The organism is Comamonas sp., assembly GCF_009360615.1.
Taxonomy (GTDB): Bacteria; Pseudomonadota; Gammaproteobacteria; order Burkholderiales; family Burkholderiaceae_C; genus Comamonas.
Map to the genome: position 1 here is coordinate 168,843 of NZ_SPEY01000017.1, position 19,751 is coordinate 188,593.

Consider the following 19,751-nt stretch of genomic DNA (forward strand, 5'->3'; position numbering starts at 1 on the left):
TGTACGCATTTTATTTCAGTTCGAGATTTAGAAATTACTGTATCTTTAGCTTTTATTTGAGCAGTTAGTTTTTGTAATTCACTCTCGCATTTTTGCTTTGTTGAGAAAGTGATCTCGTATGTAGTAGCTGAATTACTAGCACTATTCATCGTCACAACCAAAAACCAAATTGGTACCCATTGAATCATTTTAAAGCTCCAAAAAAAATAGATAAATTATTAGGTTAAAATTAATCCATTACTAAATTTATGATCAGCAATGGTATTGGAAATTCGATCAATGAATTGTAATGAGCAATCCAGTCGGTTTGTCTGGATGAATTTATTTACGACTTTTAAGTTGCCCTTGTTTAAACATTCAAAAGAAATGATTGCGTCATCTATTCGATCGCACCGGAGAGCATTGGTATATGAACCCCAATGTTGTAATTTCCAGTATGAAAGGTCGTTTATGTTGTATTTATCGATCATATATACAAGAGATTTACCAGTAGCGTATAAATCATCTAGCCTATTATGTGGAAATGGATAAAAACCTGCATGTTGATTTCGGTTGAATAATCCATTTTCATCAAATTTAGAGATATAGTTTTGTGTCATGGAGATTAAATTCTCCAAACTTGGTGTGCGTAGATCAGGAATGCGGCAACCTACGAAATACATTTTGTATTCAAAAGTCGCTAATTTTTGAGTTAAACGATTGGTTAAAAAATAATAAATAGCTTCATCATTTTGAAGATCGTGTATATGTTCGTGACCTACAGGCAGGGGGGTGATTTTAGAAAAGTCAAAAGGTTGCTCCGGTGAAGCAACGGCATCAAGCATGGATTTTCCATTTTTTGAATGTATTTTCAAAATAGTTTTATAATGCACGGACATAGTTCCGATCTCACCAAAGTTGATTTGTGAAATATATCATATACCGCTTTAATATAATACTTTTAGTGTAATAAAATTTAATTTTTTTCTTTTAAGTTGCTGCTTCTTTTTTTAATGCCGTAAGTAAATCTTACTGGTAAAAATATGTTGCGTCTTTACATTGAATACAAAAACGCCGTATGCGAGAGCATACGGCGATAAGCGTTAGCGTGCGGACCTTTGAAAAGGCTGATCTATAGGGTACGACCACTTTGTGCATTTAATTTAGTGATTAATTCATCTCTAGTTCTACTATTAAATATTGCCTCAAAAGCTTCATCTGTAAGTACCCATTGTTCCCCTTCAAAGGCTATCAATATCCCATCAACTACATCCCATGTGATGTAGACCCCATCAAATCCTAAGTCACCTAACTTCTCATTTAGTTCAGAAGAAATGATGAAGCTTTTTTCTGAATACTGTATGAGACGTTGGAGTTTCCTTAAAAATTGGCTTTGTCTCATACAGTTTCCTCTGCGTAAAAACTAAAAAAATTAATGTACTGGAACAGGCATAGGAAACATAACTAAACAGAAAATTGTTACTCCAATTGCCCAAAGAAAAGTATTCAAGGCAGTTGCTTTCATTCCATGGCTGAATTCAATGCTACCTTGGATACATCTTTGAAGGATGATTGCAATCAAAGCAAACAAAACAGATTGAGTGTCATGAGTAAAGAAAACGGAAATACAAGTGATTAGAAACCCAATTGTTATTACTACACCAACTATTAATGCAATGGTTCGTGCCATCGAATTACGATTTGGATTTGATAAATCCGCAGATTCGTCAATAATTCCCTTTTTAGGCATATCAATTAATTTGTTAAGTTTCAAAATTTTACTCCAAGTTTTAAGTTCTGGCGAATGCTATAGGTTGATTCAGGCAGCTTTGTTTGTAGGTAGGTTAAAGCCAAAATAATGTCGTCATTATTAAGGTTGCGATCACATAAAGCAAAAAAATTATCTTTAATATTAAAGGTAAGTTCTCTACTGTCCCCATCTTCATTATCGATGTTGATCGTGACTTTTTGGATCGAGTCATAGTTAACATTGCGTAGAGTGTGAAGATTCTGGGTTTTAAAAAGGGCATGACAAAGACTTTTAGCTCTAAAAGTGTCGTCTATTAAGTTTGAATCTTCATCAAGTACTTCAAAAAGAAACTCATTTTTATGGTGCCTGAGCGCATCCATTGCAAACGCAACGACAATTAAAGACCATTCTTGTGCCGTTCTGTCATCATTCAAAAATAGGGTGAAATCGGCGCGATCATCACCAATATTTAAATCAGGATTAATAAAGACTGAATTGTTTGATACTGAAATTACGCAGCCGGCTGAAAGGCTAGGTGGGGATAAGTTAAGCGTTAGTTCGCCGTGAGAAGTGTCTACTTCATGTTCGGAGATGACAATGTTTTGATTCTCTAAGGTAGCCAGTACAATTTTTAGCGTACTTGTAGTGAGAGAGTTGAAATTTAGCTGTTCTAATATATCGGAAACAAGGTAATTTTCTAACATAGTATGAGTTCCAAAGTTGATTTTGATATTATAAAATATATACCGCATAAATATAATACTTCTATTGTTTTTAAATGTAAGTATGCTTTTAGATTTTAATTGCCACGTTATTGAGAACAGTCGGGGATTGAAACGCTATTTTTTTGCACCACCACCTCAGCGAACACATAAGCCGAATGCGTTAGCAGCCGGCTTAAAGCGCAAGCGTGCGCAGAAATGTCCATTAAAAAATCAAGTAAAATCAGAGGATGGTTCGCAATAGTGAAAAATTGTATTGTAAATGAAAATCGTATAAGAATTTGATTTATAATTATAAAGGTTTGATTTTCTACAGTTCCATATCGTGTAGTCGATTTGTAGTTATTTAACATAAAATGAAGTTATGCGACTTCTGTTCCATATCGAGTAGTCGATTTGTAGTTCATAGTAATGATAAGAATAGTTTGATCATTCAGTTCCATATCGTGTAGTCGATTTGTAGGTACCACTTCCCGTACCATGTCTGGTCAACGGTATTCTTTATCGTGTAGACGATTTGTAGTTCAGCAACAGCCGAGCAATACATCAGTAAATAGTTTCATATCGTGTAAACGATTTAAAGAGGATCGTCTAGTTTTGTTGGGACATAATGAGGGTTACTTATCGTGTAGACGATTTGAAGTGTCAAAGCAGAGGCGGCAGCATTTAATTAAACATTCCTTATCGTGTAAGCGATTTGTAGATTAAAGAGTCCCAACGTTGGGACACGGAATCTGTTCCATATCGTTTAGACGATTTGCAGTATTATATTTGATAGCTCTGCCTTTTCTAATCGTGTAAACGATTTGTAGAGCAGAAACCCCAGATGGAAAGTAAACTAATTGTTCCCTATCGTGAAAACGATTTATAGTTATGAATTGTGTACATGGAAACGACAGATTTGGTTCCATATCGTGTAAGCGATTTGTAGTACCGCCCTGATTGAGCGTTTGCTTAAAAGTCTTTTTATCGTGTAAACGATTTAAAGAGGGTCGTCCAGATTTGTGGGGACATAATGTAGTGTGTTTATCGTGTATTCGATTTATAGTTCTTAGTCGTCAATTTTAGTACAGTTGGCTCATTATCGGGAAGCCGATTTAAAGTACCCAAGCTGAATCTGTATCTTTTTTTTTGATGTTGTATCGAGTAATCGATTTATCGCATATTCTTATCAAAGCTAAGATTTAAATTTTCTTGCATTAAATATCGGAAAGCCAATTTAAATTTTAAGCTTAATAAATTTAAAAAAACGAGTGTAACTGTAAGCAAATAGGGAATAGTTAGGAGAGAGACTAATCAGGTACCAAATATTTAGGAATTAGGTGCGTAAGCACCGGCGCAATCACAATAAAATTATAATAAAAAAACTCCACGTTAGTGGAGTATTTGCTTGTTCTTTTTACGGCTTATATTCTTCTAAAAAGACATGACTTTTAACTACTTTTCTTTCACCAATGCAAACGGCATCGTAAAGAATCTGAGAATCTTCTTTGGGTTTTAGGTAAATATACTGGATGCCCAATTCTTCAACTTTGTAGAAAAAATCACATATTTTATTTGAATCATTTACTGAATATTTATTTTCAAATAAAGGAATACTTTCATGTAAATGGGCAATACCTAAGTTATATCTCTCCAATAGCATTTCATTAACACCTAGAACAGAGTCTAAACGTTTTTTTATTCTATCTTGAGGCTTTCTAATGGTCAGTCTTATGTAGCCGTATATTCGATATGAAATTAGATAACCAACGTATATACCATAAATTGCAGAAAAGAATCCAATTAAGTTTATTGAAATAGCTATCATTCATCTAATTCCTTAATTTTAGCTGTATATACTTTTCTGCTTTTTAAATCATGAAAAAAACCTTTTACAGTTAAATCATCAATTTTATAAAAAAGTAAATGAGAATGCTTGTTGAAAATAGTACTGCTCAAATAATGATCCTGCTCGATTATTAATGGATCAACATAATTGATAGAAAGGTCAGCAATAGCATCTTGAACAGTTACTTTTTTTCCATCAATTTTTGGGGTATATACTAATACTTGTAACTCTAATTTATTGACCTGAAAAATATAAAAACTAAGAAATAGATGAGTTATGTACGCGAAAAAAGTATTCTCACCTTTATATTTTCTGCAAAACAATAACAACACTGTTCTGCATACAAAAATGATGAAACCAAAAATAATACCAAATAAAAAATAGTCTAAGACTATGTTCAGAAGTGATTGTAAAAAATCCAAAATATTACTCCTGTTCCCTTAACAGTCTTAAAATTGCACTACGCACGGGTATACTGACATAAGTATGCCCTGAAATCAGCATATCCCAAGCAATTTTATCCTCATAGACCTCTTTTGATGGGTAAATAAAGCCTTCTGGTGACTCCATCTTAAAGCCAATAGCATAGCCATTGGTGAACCTTTCAAATTTGAAACCATTAGCATAGATAAATTTCTTGCCAATTTTATCGATTGACAGTTCCATCTGTTCGCCCCTCGATAGATCAGTCGGTGCAAACCATATTTTTGTTTTAACTTTTAATTCTGGTTGGGTCATCTGCATCACCTTAAAGTTCAAAATAAAATACAAAATTAGGGAAAACATTTTTAATAATATCGAAACTATTTAAGTCTATTTCTTCTATCCTATTGATTTTTACGCTACAGAAGCCAATAGATTCATAGTAATCACCATTAAAAGAAAAATCCTGCTCCGAAGCGATTTTTTTCAGTATGCTTTCTTCTAATTCTTTCGGGTTGGGTTGATCAATACAATCGATTGCTATTGCATAGGGGAGAGAAAGGCTAGATTCACCATCTGAAAGGTTCAAAAAAACACTAAAGTATGTTCGATTCATTTTTAAACCTTTTGTATGACTCGGAAGCCAGTTTTATTATTACCTATTGTTAGATCGTAATAATAGCCTACGTCTATATAGTCTCGTCCTATATCACTATCAGAATAATAATCACAGCGCACATTCGCATGAATTTTTTCTAAAAGTTCCAACGCCTCACCAGAAAAAAGTTTTTTTAAATGATGTACATTACAATGCACATGACTTGGTACATCTTTATGCAAGATGGCGCATTTTAACACTTCTTCTAAATATTCTTTATGTGTGCCTATTAGACCGCCCTTGTCTAATGTTGATTTTACTGTTTCGATGAGATTTGTTTTTAGGTCAATACTACAGGATTGAATATTAACCTTTAACACTAAATAATTATGTATCTTGGCGGTTGCATATAATTTGATTCCCATCTCTTTAGTGGTCTCACTTATGAGTCCAATAACCTTATTTTTTAAAACTTCGGAAACCATATAAACCTCTAACGCATTATTTTTACTTGGTTAAATTATACATTATATACCGCAAAAACATAATACTATTATGTTTATTATTGCTTTTAAATTATTGCAATATGTTATTAATATTAAATTTTTCCTATATTCAGTTAATAAAATTTCAGCTATATTTTTGATTACAAAGCCGGTTGCGAGAGCATACGGCGTTAAGCGTAAGCGCGGGGCTGCTAATTCTTAGTTGTAAATTTAAGTAAGCATGTTTCATCGGGAAGCCGATTTAAAGATTTATGCCATCAGGATGTAAGTCATCTTTCAAACAATCGGGGAGCCGATTTGGATTGCATATTGATGACAGGCTCAATATTCTTGTCTAAATAAAAGAAGCCTCTAGCAAACTGCTAGAGGCTTCGTATTCAGGATTGCAGGCTTAAGCCAAATTAGTAAGGTAATGGCATCGAACTATCTTGATCAAAATCATTTGGGTTTTTATCATAACCATTATGTGAATAATTATTTTCTTGGATATTCCCATATCCAACTTGTTGTTGAGATGGCTCAATATTGTGGTTAGAAATCTGTCCAACTTGTCCAGAAATAATACTGAATTGTTGTGCATGAATTTCTGTCTTTTCACGATTTTGACCACTATTCGCATCAGTCCACTTGCGAGTCTCAATATAGCCATTAACAAATAGAGCATCGCCTTTCTTGAGTTTTGCTGTTACTTCCGCAGCTTTACCCCAGAAAATAACTGTATGCCATTGAGCTTTTTGACGATCACCGGAACCGATATTGGTCGCAACTGAAATGGTAGTCTTTGCATTATCGCCAAACTGTTTAAACAACGCATCAGCACCAATATTTCCTAGAATATTGATTTGGTTGATTGTTTGCATTGGATTTTCAACTTTACTGAAATGCTGAACATGAATTTCAGTTTTTTCACGAGGCTGACCAGTTTCTTTATCATTCCATTTACGATAATCAACATAACCAGAAACAAATAAAGCATCACCTTTTTTTAGTTTTGCTGCGACTTCCGCAGTTTTTCCCCAGAATAAAGCGGTGTGCCATTGAACCTTTTGACGATCACCGGTACCGATGTTGGTAGCGATAGAAACAACAGTTTTTAAAGTGCCATTAGGTAGCTGAGTATGTTGTGGATCGCTACCGATATGACCGAGTACGTTTGAAATATTGATTGTTTGCATGGCAATTTCCTCTATCTGCAAAGCCCAAGTTGTGTAAAGCAAGTTCATCCTGCTGTATAGTTAATATACTAAATATACCGCAAAAATACAATACTATAAAATGTTATTAAGTGTAAATTATATTCATCTACTTCTGAAATCTTCAAAAAACGTATTAAGAGCTTTATCCGCTTGGGGTCCTTTACCTACATGATCAGATACTTGCTTTAGAAGATTCATAAAATCCTGATGATCTTTGGCGCTTTGTTCAACTAAAGAAAAATAAAATTCTGCAATATCATCTTCAATATCATTTGATTGAGGTAATTTAGTAGACATATTGAAACCCTTTTTCTAATATTTTTGATGAACCAAAAGCAACTGATTGGTCTGCTTTTACACTGGATAAATATTTTATAATACCAACTTTATGTTGAATTTCTTGCATAATTTATACATTAGCTTATTTTCCTAAAGACGAAACAAAGAGTTCTTGAGAGGGGAGATAAACTGACCGAAAAATAAGATAAACCAATTTTTCCATTTCTTCTGGTTTAACGATTATTCCGTCAAAACCCGTGGCTTGATCAATCAAAAAACTGATTGCATCCTTGGGCTTTGCTTGAAAGTTAATATTTGATCCTGTAAGCCGATTAAATGTTTCCATGAATGATGGGTCTGCTACACATTCAGTGAAGATCAGCTCAAATGCAGGGTTATCGGTGATCTCAGCTAAAATTTTAGATGTAATGAGCTTTTCTGGCATTGCTTGATTCTCTAGCTAAATGAGTGGGAAAAACTGTTAGGAAGTTTTAGCCTATTTTTTTAATTCTTCTGAAAAATCAGTATTCAAAGTATATGTTTTATTGTCACACACGTATTTATATTGATCGTTATCAATAATCGAGGGAGCAGCAATAAATTCAGTCATTTTACAATTCTGAGCTTTCAGTACTTTAATAGCATTTGCTCTACTTTCTTTTCCTTGAAGCGTTACTGTTGTTGCCAAACCTGCCCCAACAATAACTATAACAACTAATAAAATTAAACCTTTATTCATGTAAGTACACCTTCTTGCATATATTTAGTTTAACAGCTCAAGAGCTGCTGCATAACGCTTCTTTGCTTCAATCTTGCGAGATCGTACCCAATCATTAAGCTGACCTATTGAGTATTCAGAGCGAGAACGATTGATTACCTTTAAACTGTGATCTATTTCCCTATTCGCAATGATTTCAGCTTGTTCATCTGATAACTCATTTGGTACAACTTTAAAGCCTTCTGGAATATTTACTAACGGGGTCATGATATGCTCCTATGTCTTGCTTATATTATATTTATATACCGCAAAAACACAATACTTGATTTATAAAATAATTAATTTATTATGATTATCCTATCGAGTAATCGATTTACAGTTCAAAACCTCGAACGATTTATCGGTTCCCATAATTATCGAGAATTCGATTTAAAAAAGCCTTGTGATAGACACAAGGCAGTTGAGAAAGGCTACTTATTTGAATGTTCTTAAATTTAATCTTTTTCAAACGGATTTTTGGGAAGACGTTTGTCATTCAGGTCCATGTATACAACTTGATCTTTCTGCTCAGCCGGTGCATTTTCTTTGATTAGTTCAACCAAACTTTTGGAAGCAAGACCGACATCAATGATATGAATTTGATTATTTGAATGCTTATCTTTTTGAGTCATCATTTAATCCTCTGTGTAATTTTAATTTACTGGCAACTATATGAGTATGGTGATGCAATAGCATCTATTTCAGCTTCTGGACGCATCCAGAATGCAAAATCACCGCTCCAAGGGTCTGTTTCTGATCCCCAGTCTTGTATATCGCCGTCAAACCATTTCATACCCTTAATAATACGTTCTAGCTGATTATCCCATGCCCAAAAAATCTCGTCCTTTGCGGGTTCTTTTGACAACAGGGGAATCCATGGGGATTGATCGGTAACATCATCTTCATTTAAAGGCATTTTCAACTCCTGAATTTTTATTCAACATAACTCGGAGACCATTTTTTCATATTTGGAAAAACTATAGCATTTTCTTTGTAACGTGAGGTATTAGGCATATCGCAATATTTAGCGTGGCATAAACCATTAATGCCAATGTATGAATTAAGCTGTAAGCAAGTACGAATACTGGCTCCTTCGCCACCATATTGATCATCTTTTATGATCTCATGGTCTGGTATACCTAAATGTTTACCAACAGCCCATGCCCAAGCTGTCACACCATGGTCGTCCATTGCCATCAAATACCAATGTAATTGGCTATCAAGTGGAATTGATACTGTTTCGAAAATATATCGAAACCCTTTATAAAGATTATTATGCAAATGCTTCCTAAATGGTTTTGGACAAAGCATTACATGACCAGATTCATGAAGAAGGTCAGAAACCAAAGTACAGTCGGGATCGTAATGGATTGCTCCATTTACGATCTCAATGTTAGGCAAAAACGTATTCTCGGATTTTAACCCGATGTTAATTTCTAACCCTTGTGCTTGGAGGAACTCAACGGCGTTGGATAAGTGTTTATTCATCAAAATATACCCTTTTTGAGATACACCACTTAAAGTGATGCATCCTGTGGCATGTGTTTTGTGAGTAGCGTTTTTAATTTGCTTATACAGGATTTGCATGTAATGCCAGATTCTTCAATTGATTGAGCTGCATAATTAAAATCGTAAGACGCTCCTAGCCCCATGTGCCGTCCTTTTTGAGAACTACACAACACACTACCACGGTATATAGAATCGGCATTGCTGTACTCGTGCATAGGATTTTCAAGTATAAGAAGGTGTTTCACTGTGTTGCGCTTAAAACCCGATCCATCACTTCTTGCTGAAAGTCCAGATAGATTGATCTTGACTGCGCCTACAACATCAAATGGCAAGTGCTTAAAAATGCCAGATTCACGAATATTTTCAGTTTCTATTTGATCAGCCTTTTTCATGATTTCATCAATTAATGAAATTTTACGCTCAAATCTTGAAAGACATTCCTCCCATTTCGACAAAGCGTCATATTCATGGGTTGTTAACCAAACTAAATTTTGGTCGGAGTCAATTTTAATGGCTATTTTTCTTCCACTTGCGAAATGATTTTGTAGTTGCTCATCGCACTTTATTTTATTGTTGAAGAAGAAAAGATGACCCGTTTCTGAATCATAATAATTTTCTTCACTCGGCAGGAAGTTAATTTGCTGCTCCTTTGGACCACTAACAAGATCAACGTCTACTGGTGAAATAGATCGAAATTTGATTTTTGGATCAACATATTCAATGAATGGTAATTCATAGATTTCTGGAAAAATGTAGTGATTGCGGAGTTTTTTGATAGCAGCCGCAAACTTTTCCGAAGTCAATTCATAATCTTCGCCGTTCGTGTTAATTACTAGGCTTTCAGGACTTACTTGAGGTGATTCTTGAACAATGATCACCTCATCAGGATTGAATACACCGTGTTTAGCTAAATTTTCTGCATCTATAATTCTTTGAAAAAAGTTCAACATTTTTAAGCTCCAAAATTATTCAAATAGCATCCATTAAATTGTTAAGGCTTCATCTTGTTCATTCAGGTCCCAAAGCATTTTTGAATATTCAGGTTGAATTCGAATTATATTGTAAATCAATGAATCAAGTAATAATTTACACAAGGAATTAGAGTAGTTGTGCATCTCTGAACATTGATAAATGATGCAATCGACTAGCTTAATAAATTGTAGGAATGAAAGCTCTTTTGCTGTCTTATAGGCTTGTTTCCGTTTATCAATCACAATTTGAGTGATCAACTCCAGATTCATTTCTTTGACATATTCAAGACCGTATCTATCTTCTAAAGCCTGAAAATTGGATGTACAGAGCAAGCGTGCCAAGAAGCCAAAATTGTTCTTTTGATATAGGTCCACATCGAAAAAATCATTCAGTTCTAAATCTATATATAGCGATTTATCGAATGCTGAAATGTTCTTATCATCAATAATCTTGGTGTGGTCCGGTAAGTATTGAGCCTTGATTTTTAATTCCATAGCTTTAAAAAAATAAGAGGCTAAGGATTTTTCTTCTCCACCATTTTGAACGTCTCTATGAATCAGAGAGTATTGAATTACCACGGCGAGATGAAAGGGTAGGACCATTGATGCTGACATGTTGAACACTCCAAAGTTGATAAATACATTATACTATATATATACCGCAAAATAACAATACTTTTAATATTTTTTGTAAATTTGGCTTAAAGTTTTATTCGATATTAGCTTTTAAAGTTAACTGTAGAAAAATGGCGGTCGTTGATAATGCAATCATTATGCGAGATGCCTTCTCTTTGAAGGCTAAACCGGTTGCGTCAGCAACACGGTACCGAAGCGTTAGCGCGGGGGGCGAGGCTGTAATTAAGGGCAAAAGCAAACTAAATGTATTATCTGTGATGTGAATGCACTTACTTATTGAAGCTTGATAGAAGGTGGCAGATTAGAAACAAGAATGGGTGGCTGGATCAGGAAAGTAAACACAGCCACTTATTGAGATTTTATATTTAGTCAGATTTAATCTGAGCTTGATTAAGGTTGGCTTCTTCGAGATTTTTAGGAGTGTTGTCTAAAAGTTCTTTGCGCTTGCTTGTGAAGCGATCCAGAGCCGCTAAATAAAATGGGTCTACATTTGTCAATTTCACAATAGGATCATTGGACATTTTTAGCACCTTAAATATATGGGAAAGAAATATTTTGACCACAAATGGCAACTCTGTTTGCTAAAGCAAATAGCTCACCATCGATTCCTTTTTTATCCGTGGTAACTACCTCGAGCATGGAATTCCTAAAAGCACGGACAATTTGCTGTTGAATGGTTGGATGGGCTTTAAATAGGTAAGTCGCAAAGAGAGAGCTTGCATCTTCTAATGAGCTGAATTCAGTAAACAGTATTAATAAATGTTCTAATTTTTTTATTTCTGCTGCTTCAATAGGACCTTTATTTTGGAAGTTTTGAGTTTCAAGTTTCAAATGATCCGCTTTGTCCCAATTTGAATTCAGCATGGCTATAAAATCAACCATAGACTGATTTCTTTTATCGACATGAATAGGTGTATTCATTAAGCCAATAAACCCGTGCAGAAACGTTTCTACAAGTTTCTTTCCATCAGAATGGGTGAGAACAACATGTGTTAATGAAACGCTGAGTTTTGAGATATTGATGCTATTAAGTATTTCTGAAATTTCTTTAAAAGAGTTGTTTTTGGCAAATGCTTGTCTATAGATTTTTTTAGCTGAATTTAAATCCTGCTTTTTTAGGGAGTTCGCATAACGTAATTCATTCTGATAATTGAATGGGATTACTATTGGTATAGTATTCATAGTAGGCTCCAAAGTTGAGCTTACATTATACATTTTATACCGCAAAAATAGAATATTATTTATTAAAAAAGCTGCTTTTATTGGCAGCTTTTTAGTCTTATTTTCTTAAATAATTTCCAAGTTTATCTATCCTCTTATAGCTCCATTCTTTATTAAACTTAGAAGTTTTTTGTTCAACTGTGGTGGGTGCCTGTTCCGAGAGAATACGGTCCAAAGTAACGATAGGTGATTTGTAATTAAATCGTCCAATCGTACAGTACATTATTTGTGGTCTGCTCACTTTGTAGCCTATGATTGATTTTGTATTAGGATCAATAAAAGGTGAAGCTTCAACGTTATAATCACTGTCTTTGACAACAATTCCTTTGGTTGTGCCATCAGCTTCTTTTAAAACAGTTACATTATCGAAATAACAGTCATTCTCGGAACCCAATGACATTGTGTATTGGGCAATATCCATATCCGTCATACTTTCGTTAAATTTTTTCCCCTTATAAATAAATATAAAGAGAATAATAAGTACGATCGCAATAAAGGGGAGAACATAAAGTCTTTGTAGGAAGTTAAATCTTATATGGTTGTTATCTGGACCTTTACCGTAACTCATATTCATTCCACTCAAAAATTTAATGTTTAACCAGAGTTAAATACTTGCAGAAATATGCGCCTGAAAAGCCATCCAGATGAACGCATTCCATGCCTGCTTTATCTTTAAAGCTATCGTTTAAGCATGTCCAAATTTTGTCTGAATATTCGGGTAAAGTAGCCTCGTGGCTGCCAAACATAATGACTTGATCACCCTTTCGGAAATTCCGCTCTATTAGGCTTTCAGTGCCGCTATGCCCAAAATCTAAACCCTGTTGTGAAACATACACTGTGAACTCCTCTACTTTACGATGGTGTCCACAAAGAAAGCCTTTTAGCAATTCTTTGCTAAAGTTCGCGTATCCTCTATCAGCATGGAGATCAAAGGGTAGGATATTCAAGCCCAAAAGCTCTTGAGATACTGGTGCGATTAGTTCTATATCGGGACTGATTTTCTCATTCACTTGGATCTCAACATTGGCAAAAGGTGCTTGTTGATTTCTTGCCAGAGCGTAAATGGTGCAATTGATGTCTGCATCGAACCGAACTTTTTTTACATCAATTTGAATCGTCTGGAAAAGCATACTTTGACCCTATCTATATGTGTCTCAAGGTACTAAAACCGTAATGTAAATTATTCGGCTTCATTTACTGTAAAGTATACCGCAAAAACACAATATTAGCATTTGAAGTTGCCTCGGATAACAACTTCAAATACATAAATTTACGAAAGATTAATTTGATACCTTAAGCCCTTTTATTAGGGAGATACTTTCCATCGAACATAAGGGAGTCATCGCTAAATTGCGTTATAACTCCCTCAGCGTTGCAATAGTATGATGTGTATTGAAGCCCTGCGCCGTCAAGTTGTACATATTGCAATTTAAACTCGGTCCCATGCTCAACAATGCTCGCTAAAGCATCGGAGAGATCGAGAGGATCATTAGATTCATCATGAGGATAAAGCGTGCCATCGTGTATTTGTTCAATACCCACAAAACTTAGAGTAGGAAATCTCCTATTACCATTTTCGTCTGGTTGATCGATAGTCATTGTCTGGTCATTAAAGTCTGGCAAATTCCAGTAGGCTGAGAAAATACTTTCAAGGTTATCCAGTTTCTCGGTTGGGATAATAAGAATGCTTGAACTTAAGTATGTTTCAGTAAACTTAAGAGTTGGCATAGAAAAACCTCCAAGGATTTAAAATAGTTCACCAAAGTTGAGTAATTATTATAACAAAAACTAAATAAGTGATTAATATATATATAATTATTGGCGTTAAGATGTGTCGTGGGCTTTTAGGCTTTTAGCAATTAATTAAGTGTCAGGTATGTAATTATATAAAAATTTTAATAGATACCTTCTTTGAAGGCTAAACCGGTTGCGTTAGCAACACGGTACCAAAGCGCAAGCGAGGGCGGCAGTCACAACCATTGCGAATGCAATAATCATGACTGCGGTAAATATATTCAGAAAGTACTAATTGATGCCTATGTGATAGTGCAGATTTTTTCAAAGACTTGAGCTGTTAATCTTAAATTCATCACAAACTTTAGTTGTCGCTCAATGCCATATATATCGGACACAAGAACATAACCAGTATGATTCGAAAAGGTTATGGGCATATCCGGATTGAAAGTAAAATTGCAATTTTCTGCTGCGGTAGTGAAATGGAAAACAACATCACAGTCGGGCTGCAACTTAAGGATGCTGTTCTCAGTATCCATGAAATTTGACTTATCTTCTTCTGTTAGATATTCAATAGATTTCCCATCAATAGAATCAACATAATAGCTATGGCAATTTTTTAAAAAACAAGAAATGGTTGTCATGATACAAAACCCTTTTCAGAGCCTTGTTTAAAACCTTCTTGGTAAATTGTCCGGTATTGTCCTTCATAAGCCTCGCTATTTGAAGGTTCATTGTTTTTACCTGCTTTGAAACCGGTATTGAATACGCTGAGTTCCTTGGAGCAGTCTGTACAAGTTGAATCGCTATCTTCACACATAATGCATGAAAAGGTTGTAAAGCCAGTGATCGGATTGCATTTCATCATTGTTTTGGTCCTTCATGGTTTACATGCTTAGCGACTGTTTCTTTTGTTAATTCAATGCGTCCATTGCTATTAGTATTATCAGGTGTGAAGAACACACGGTAGCCTTTCTGAATTAAGCATATTGCAATAGTAAACAAAAAGATTTGAGCATGTTCATCCTTGTCTAACATGATCGTTAGAGCTGTGCCGGCATTGTTCAGATTTTCCTCAGCCAAGTTCGAGAAATGAAAGAATGGTGTGCGCTGTGCATAATCATTGTCTTTTACATACGTTGGGACAAAAACGGGATAATAACCAAAAAAAGTACCTTTAACAGCTTTGCAAAACTCTATCTTAATGCTAGTGGATAGGAATTTTTCACCGTTCAGGCTTAAGTCAGAATATGCGCCGCTCGTTTGAAAAGCAGTTAAGCAATCATGAAATGCAGTACCAAAATTGAGTTCGGTGGATAGGTTACTTGAAATGATAGTAAGTTCACTACGCAAAGGCATGAGATTATTCTCCAAAGTTGATTTTATAATTATACAACATATACCGCATATATATAATACTGTATTGTTAATATTTGTTTTTATTTTTGGATTATAACTTTTGAAGATTCAGCATTAGCGTTGTTGGGTTTAATCTCGGCATCCCCTGAATTCCGATAACTTATAACGAATGCGTTAGCAGACGTTATAAGCGTAAGCGGTCGGGAAATAAGAGGTTATTTACCTCTATTTTTTTCATACTGCTTTTCCATTAGGGACAGCTTTTCAACAAGAGGTTCGCATTTAGTAAATAGCTCTAGGCAAGGTTTTATATTTTTATTAAATATATAGAAAATTAAAAAAAAGGCTCCTAAGAATAATATTGAACCCATACTGATTGAGATTGATAGATTCTGAACAATTAAAAGGTCATAAAAGGTAGCATCTAAAAAGGATATAATAGCTCCTCCAAGAAAAATACTCACAATAAAAAATGAAAAAAATATGTCTCCAATTTCAGATTGACGTGTTCTTAGAAAATTAGAAAAGCTGAAAAGCGCACCTAATGTTCCAATCCAACCGAAACTACCAGTTACCATTTTATAATTTCCAGTCAAACTAAATAAAGCGTAAAGGAAAATTGATATAGAAAATCCTAGAACTAAAGTAGCTAGGCACGAATTTAAGATATTTTTCTTCCACATCAAATCTTCTTCTTTTTTTCTTAAATCTTCGTAATTTAATAAAGTATTCTTTAGGTCGGTATTGTAAAGTGTGGTTTGCAATGTATAGCTCAAATTGGGTAATGTGAATGCAATAAAATTTGAACAATTCGTCAAAGTTGATTTACTAACTTCAAGATTACTTTCAATAGTTTTAATCCTTAATTGCTGAAAAGTATAAAACTGTTGAAGCATATTCACTCGTGTCTGAACTCTAGGATCATTAGAATTTGCATTTGAGTCAATAATTGTCTTTAACTTTGGGATTGCTGATTTTAAAATTGTAATATTATTTTTTATTTCTGCCGACCATGAAGTTAAAGAATCAAACTCTCGACTAAGAAAATTTCCAATATTTAATAATTCAGATAAATTGTGGGATGAGTTTATTTCTGTAACTGCTTTTTTAAATTCTGTTGATAGATGCTTATGAATCTGACTGAATGATATATTTTCTTTAGTTATGTTTATTGCATGTTCAATTTGATTTGATATTTCAATTAATTTATTGCCGAAAGAGATTTCATCTATGTTGATGGACTCGACTTCCAAAATCTCACCAAAACCAATCAAGTGATGATCATCGTTATGAATTTTTACTGGTTGAAGATGAGTTGCAATTTTATCTTTAATGCTCGGGTCGAATAGGTGTTTTAAGATATTTTCCTCAAACGTTTTGTTTTCCATTGCAAATAATCCAAAAAAAGAATATTTGTTATTATAATATATACCGCAAAATAAAAATACTAAAAAATGTAAGCTTAGCTTTCTTACTAAGCTTACAATGAGTTATTTATACATCAATAAAGCGATAGCAAAGAGCTTCATGGTTCTCGTTTGATAAAAAATTGCTGATTGAATCGAGTTCTGAAATTGAATAATCATTGAATGAGCTTGCTATAAACCGTCTGTATGATTCATTGATATATTCTTCAACCAAGTCCATTCTTTCTAAGATTAGCTCTTTGTTGAATATTTGAAGCCATAACGCCGTGAAATATATGCTTGGGTAGTCATTCGCTAGGGATGTTGTTGACATTAGATGCTCTCCAACACTTTTTCTTTAAGGGTTGGGTAGGGATCAAGATAGTCTGCTGCAATCATTTTGATAATTTCGTTACGCTCGCCGATGTATCCCCAACATGCTTCAATTTCTTCATGGTGTTCAGAGCTGCAACTGCCGCATGTCGAAATTTCTTCAATTTTGAATCCAAAGCATTCCCCTGAAATATAATTATTGTAAAGTTCAACTTCACCAAGGATGTATTCCTTGGCTTTGTCTGAATTCCACTCACAACCAATGTTTTGAAAATCTTTTAAAGTTGTAAAGATATAACCGATCTGCCCTGAATCCCATGGGCAAGAAAAAGGACTTGTTGAATACACAATCCCCGAGTGTTCGTATTTATATAGTGGTTCAATTTGGATGTATTGTGCCTCGGGGTCTGCTTTTTTTAGGGCATCAATTAATTCGAATTGTTCCATATCGTCATAGTCATCAATGCTTAATTGACGACATAAATCGTGTAGGAGAGTGATTGATTCATCGATGTTATCGATTTGTCCCGAGCGGCTATTTCTTGTAGTATAGAAATGAGCAATATTTGAATCATTATCTTCACGCGGGCTATTGCAATGATGATCATAAATAAGGCTGAAATTTAAATTATTTATGCTAGCTGCAAATGCAATTTCTGACATGTGTATTACTCCAAAGTTGATAAGAGTATTTTACAATATATACCGCATAAAAATAATACTTTTATTTTGTTTTGCGACATTATTTGTCGCTTTTAAATCATAATAAAACTATAAAAAACAAGTATTTGAAATGTAAATATAAAGAATAAAAATTGTTTCTTTAGTTGATTTCATGGTGGCTGCGTTAGCAGACAGTATTTAGAGCGCAAGCGAGCGGGACGATAATGAATCAGCCACCTATTATGTTCATATAAGTATAAATGAATAAAATAGCCTCTCAAATTGAGAGGCTGCAAAAAAAATTAAAGATTTTCTTGAAGTTCCCATAAATATTCAATTGTATTCCCAAAGCCAAAAGATGAATCATAATCATGTTTTTCTATATATAAATACGTTCCATTTTTATTAAACTCATTAAATGGAATCTCGGATTCAATGAAATTTTGATCATTGAATTTATGTAGATATTGATTCAATTCATTTAAATTTTTAATTACTACTTTTTCATTATGGAGTTGAACAGGGTTTTCATAAATAATATATAGAATTAAGTGATCGCTTATTGCATTAACTTTGCTGATAAATTCCTCAAGATCATAAGACGAAAACCCAGAGACAAAAGTTAAATAACCAGTTTCAAAATCTACTTCATCAAAAGAACCGTTTGCTGCCTTTTCCGAAAAATGTGTCTGAATATAATCATTAATATTTATACCAAAAAGATAACGTATGGATTTATTGTTATTAAAATCAAAATCTTTATCTTGTATTTGGTAAATATCGTGAATTTCATCGAGAAACTCTCTTTTTAATTTAACCACACCTTGAACGGCACATGAACTGCTCATGATAATTTCCTTTCACTCAGTTTGAATTGATTTTTTAATCTTTATGCTATTTTGAAAATAAAGAAAAAATTAATAGAGTCATAAAAACGCCTATGATCATAGTTAGCCAAAATAAACTAGGGTTGTTACTGTAATGAGTGTATAAGTCGGATGTGGTTAAGGTTGCTGTGAAAGTATTCGAAATCCATAATGAAAAGGGCTTTAGGAAAAAAATAAAATAAAGCACACCTAGCAGAATTGAAAGGCTTAAAAAGAATAAAGCTATAAATTTGGTTTCGTTTTTGGTGAAAACTGGATTGAAATTCTCATCGGTTTTCCAATCATCTTTTTTATTATCTGGCATAATGAAACTCCAATTTTTTAATTGTCAATATTAGCATTAATATTGACAAAATATTTAACATTTAAGACAGAGTATAAGAACTAAAGAGGACTAATCTGAATTTTATATGTTGCAACATTCAAGAGCTGTACACTTAAAAAAGGGGGTATAGACATACTCGATACCTCCAGAGATTGCATCCTGTTTGTAAGCATGAATATACCCTTGATTGAACAATTTTTTTAACTTTGAACTTGCATTAGGTGATGATATATCAAGAAAATGTGATAACTCACTGGTGGTTGTTTGCTTCTTAGAATAAACGAATGATAAAACTTCCTTTCCCCCAGAACTCAGGTCGCCATAAATTGATCCGGTCCCATCATTATTTTTTATCAAAAGCGGCATTTGCTTTGCATGGAAGCCATAAAGCAGATTTTCAAGTACATCAACATTCTCAACATTGGTAATTATGGTACCAATCTGTTTGCTATTGAGTTTAGCGAAGGCTGCAATACCATTTCGGACAAAGCAGGCATCGAAAGCAGTCATGTTCTCAAGTGAGATTTCAAGGGCATTAACAGGACCATTGACCGAACTTCTTAAATGATTCAGTACTTCATCACCCGCTTTACTGCCCATGACGAAATTTTTTTTTGTTACATCAATCAATCTAATTTGAAAATTGTGGTCCATATCGATTTCACC

Annotated in this window: 31 protein-coding genes; all 31 read right to left on the reverse strand. The window is 34.0% G+C overall.

Annotated elements, in window-relative coordinates; genetic code table 11:
• Positions 1 to 218: 218 nt before the first annotated feature.
• Positions 219 to 824 carry a hypothetical protein gene (locus tag E2583_RS04265; RefSeq protein ID WP_291593450.1) on the reverse strand — a complete coding sequence of 202 codons (606 nt, stop codon included), beginning with the start codon at positions 822 to 824 and terminating at the stop codon, positions 219 to 221.
• A 287-nt stretch (positions 825 to 1,111) separates the two neighbouring features.
• Positions 1,112 to 1,381 carry a hypothetical protein gene (locus E2583_RS04270; protein ID WP_291593452.1) on the reverse strand — a complete coding sequence of 90 codons (270 nt, stop codon included), beginning with the start codon at positions 1,379 to 1,381 and terminating at the stop codon, positions 1,112 to 1,114.
• Between the two features lie 30 nt (positions 1,382 to 1,411).
• Complete coding sequence (locus E2583_RS04275) at positions 1,412 to 1,753, reverse strand: hypothetical protein (protein ID WP_291593454.1); 342 nt, start codon at positions 1,751 to 1,753, stop codon at positions 1,412 to 1,414.
• On the reverse strand, positions 1,750 to 2,433 hold the full coding sequence (locus E2583_RS04280; protein ID WP_291593456.1) for a hypothetical protein: 684 nt from the start codon (positions 2,431 to 2,433) through the stop codon (positions 1,750 to 1,752). Before E2583_RS04280 ends, E2583_RS04275 begins: the two co-directional genes overlap by 4 nt.
• 1,417 nt (positions 2,434 to 3,850) lie before the next feature.
• Positions 3,851 to 4,261, reverse strand: coding sequence for a hypothetical protein (locus tag E2583_RS04285; protein ID WP_291593458.1), 411 nt, complete (start codon positions 4,259 to 4,261; stop codon positions 3,851 to 3,853).
• Complete coding sequence (locus E2583_RS04290) at positions 4,258 to 4,704, reverse strand: hypothetical protein (RefSeq protein WP_291593460.1); 447 nt, start codon at positions 4,702 to 4,704, stop codon at positions 4,258 to 4,260. Before E2583_RS04290 ends, E2583_RS04285 begins: the two co-directional genes overlap by 4 nt.
• 4 nt (positions 4,705 to 4,708) lie before the next feature.
• Positions 4,709 to 5,020, reverse strand: a complete 312-nt coding sequence (locus E2583_RS04295) for a hypothetical protein (RefSeq protein ID WP_291593462.1) — start codon at positions 5,018 to 5,020, stop codon at positions 4,709 to 4,711.
• A 10-nt stretch (positions 5,021 to 5,030) separates the two neighbouring features.
• Positions 5,031 to 5,321, reverse strand: a complete 291-nt coding sequence (locus tag E2583_RS04300; protein WP_291593463.1) for a hypothetical protein — start codon at positions 5,319 to 5,321, stop codon at positions 5,031 to 5,033.
• A 2-nt stretch (positions 5,322 to 5,323) separates the two neighbouring features.
• Positions 5,324 to 5,788 (reverse strand): hypothetical protein, encoded by a 465-nt coding sequence (locus E2583_RS04305; RefSeq protein ID WP_291593465.1) that lies wholly within the window; start codon positions 5,786 to 5,788, stop codon positions 5,324 to 5,326.
• 422 nt (positions 5,789 to 6,210) lie between these two features.
• Positions 6,211 to 6,984: a single-stranded DNA-binding protein gene (locus tag E2583_RS04310; protein WP_291593467.1), complete on the reverse strand. Its 774-nt coding sequence runs from the start codon at positions 6,982 to 6,984 to the stop codon at positions 6,211 to 6,213.
• 123 nt (positions 6,985 to 7,107) lie between these two features.
• A complete protein-coding gene (locus E2583_RS04315) occupies positions 7,108 to 7,302 on the reverse strand; it encodes a hypothetical protein (protein ID WP_291593469.1) in 195 nt (64 codons plus the stop codon).
• 124 nt (positions 7,303 to 7,426) lie between these two features.
• Positions 7,427 to 7,729, reverse strand: coding sequence for a hypothetical protein (locus E2583_RS04320; RefSeq protein ID WP_291593471.1), 303 nt, complete (start codon positions 7,727 to 7,729; stop codon positions 7,427 to 7,429).
• Between the two features lie 51 nt (positions 7,730 to 7,780).
• Positions 7,781 to 8,023, reverse strand: a complete 243-nt coding sequence (locus E2583_RS04325; RefSeq protein WP_291593472.1) for a hypothetical protein — start codon at positions 8,021 to 8,023, stop codon at positions 7,781 to 7,783.
• A gap of 24 nt (positions 8,024 to 8,047) precedes the next feature.
• Entirely contained in the window at positions 8,048 to 8,269 is a 222-nt protein-coding gene (locus E2583_RS04330) for a hypothetical protein (RefSeq protein WP_194596542.1), read from the reverse strand.
• 227 nt (positions 8,270 to 8,496) lie between these two features.
• The gene (locus tag E2583_RS04335; protein WP_291593475.1) at positions 8,497 to 8,673 is read right to left on the reverse strand and encodes a hypothetical protein; all 177 of its coding nucleotides are present in this window, start codon (positions 8,671 to 8,673) and stop codon (positions 8,497 to 8,499) included.
• 26 nt (positions 8,674 to 8,699) lie between these two features.
• Entirely contained in the window at positions 8,700 to 8,957 is a 258-nt protein-coding gene (locus E2583_RS04340; protein WP_291593477.1) for a hypothetical protein, read from the reverse strand.
• 17 nt (positions 8,958 to 8,974) lie between these two features.
• The gene (locus E2583_RS04345) at positions 8,975 to 9,628 is read right to left on the reverse strand and encodes a hypothetical protein (RefSeq protein ID WP_291593479.1); all 654 of its coding nucleotides are present in this window, start codon (positions 9,626 to 9,628) and stop codon (positions 8,975 to 8,977) included.
• Positions 9,559 to 10,500: a hypothetical protein gene (locus tag E2583_RS04350; protein ID WP_291593481.1), complete on the reverse strand. Its 942-nt coding sequence runs from the start codon at positions 10,498 to 10,500 to the stop codon at positions 9,559 to 9,561. The genes E2583_RS04345 and E2583_RS04350 overlap by 70 nt, the downstream gene beginning before the upstream one ends.
• Before the next feature lie 33 nt (positions 10,501 to 10,533).
• Positions 10,534 to 11,136, reverse strand: a complete 603-nt coding sequence (locus E2583_RS04355; protein ID WP_291593483.1) for a hypothetical protein — start codon at positions 11,134 to 11,136, stop codon at positions 10,534 to 10,536.
• A gap of 386 nt (positions 11,137 to 11,522) precedes the next feature.
• Entirely contained in the window at positions 11,523 to 11,678 is a 156-nt protein-coding gene (locus E2583_RS04360) for a hypothetical protein (protein WP_194596548.1), read from the reverse strand.
• A gap of 10 nt (positions 11,679 to 11,688) precedes the next feature.
• Positions 11,689 to 12,339, reverse strand: coding sequence for a hypothetical protein (locus E2583_RS04365; protein WP_291593485.1), 651 nt, complete (start codon positions 12,337 to 12,339; stop codon positions 11,689 to 11,691).
• Positions 12,340 to 12,436: 97 nt separating this feature from the next.
• Positions 12,437 to 12,946: a hypothetical protein gene (locus E2583_RS04370; RefSeq protein ID WP_291593487.1), complete on the reverse strand. Its 510-nt coding sequence runs from the start codon at positions 12,944 to 12,946 to the stop codon at positions 12,437 to 12,439.
• A gap of 19 nt (positions 12,947 to 12,965) precedes the next feature.
• The gene (locus tag E2583_RS04375) at positions 12,966 to 13,508 is read right to left on the reverse strand and encodes a hypothetical protein (protein ID WP_291593489.1); all 543 of its coding nucleotides are present in this window, start codon (positions 13,506 to 13,508) and stop codon (positions 12,966 to 12,968) included.
• 163 nt (positions 13,509 to 13,671) lie between these two features.
• Positions 13,672 to 14,106: a hypothetical protein gene (locus E2583_RS04380; protein ID WP_291593491.1), complete on the reverse strand. Its 435-nt coding sequence runs from the start codon at positions 14,104 to 14,106 to the stop codon at positions 13,672 to 13,674.
• A gap of 308 nt (positions 14,107 to 14,414) precedes the next feature.
• Positions 14,415 to 14,756: a hypothetical protein gene (locus E2583_RS04385; RefSeq protein ID WP_291593492.1), complete on the reverse strand. Its 342-nt coding sequence runs from the start codon at positions 14,754 to 14,756 to the stop codon at positions 14,415 to 14,417.
• On the reverse strand, positions 14,753 to 14,980 hold the full coding sequence (locus E2583_RS04390; protein WP_291593494.1) for a hypothetical protein: 228 nt from the start codon (positions 14,978 to 14,980) through the stop codon (positions 14,753 to 14,755). The genes E2583_RS04385 and E2583_RS04390 overlap by 4 nt, the downstream gene beginning before the upstream one ends.
• On the reverse strand, positions 14,977 to 15,471 hold the full coding sequence (locus E2583_RS04395) for a hypothetical protein (protein ID WP_291593495.1): 495 nt from the start codon (positions 15,469 to 15,471) through the stop codon (positions 14,977 to 14,979). Before E2583_RS04395 ends, E2583_RS04390 begins: the two co-directional genes overlap by 4 nt.
• Before the next feature lie 215 nt (positions 15,472 to 15,686).
• Positions 15,687 to 16,859 (reverse strand): hypothetical protein, encoded by a 1,173-nt coding sequence (locus tag E2583_RS04400; RefSeq protein WP_291593496.1) that lies wholly within the window; start codon positions 16,857 to 16,859, stop codon positions 15,687 to 15,689.
• 351 nt (positions 16,860 to 17,210) lie between these two features.
• Positions 17,211 to 17,873, reverse strand: coding sequence for a hypothetical protein (locus E2583_RS04405; protein ID WP_291593497.1), 663 nt, complete (start codon positions 17,871 to 17,873; stop codon positions 17,211 to 17,213).
• Between the two features lie 302 nt (positions 17,874 to 18,175).
• Positions 18,176 to 18,721 carry a hypothetical protein gene (locus E2583_RS04410; RefSeq protein ID WP_291593498.1) on the reverse strand — a complete coding sequence of 182 codons (546 nt, stop codon included), beginning with the start codon at positions 18,719 to 18,721 and terminating at the stop codon, positions 18,176 to 18,178.
• A 445-nt stretch (positions 18,722 to 19,166) separates the two neighbouring features.
• A complete protein-coding gene (locus E2583_RS04415) occupies positions 19,167 to 19,739 on the reverse strand; it encodes a hypothetical protein (protein ID WP_291593499.1) in 573 nt (190 codons plus the stop codon).
• Positions 19,740 to 19,751: the final 12 nt, after the last annotated feature.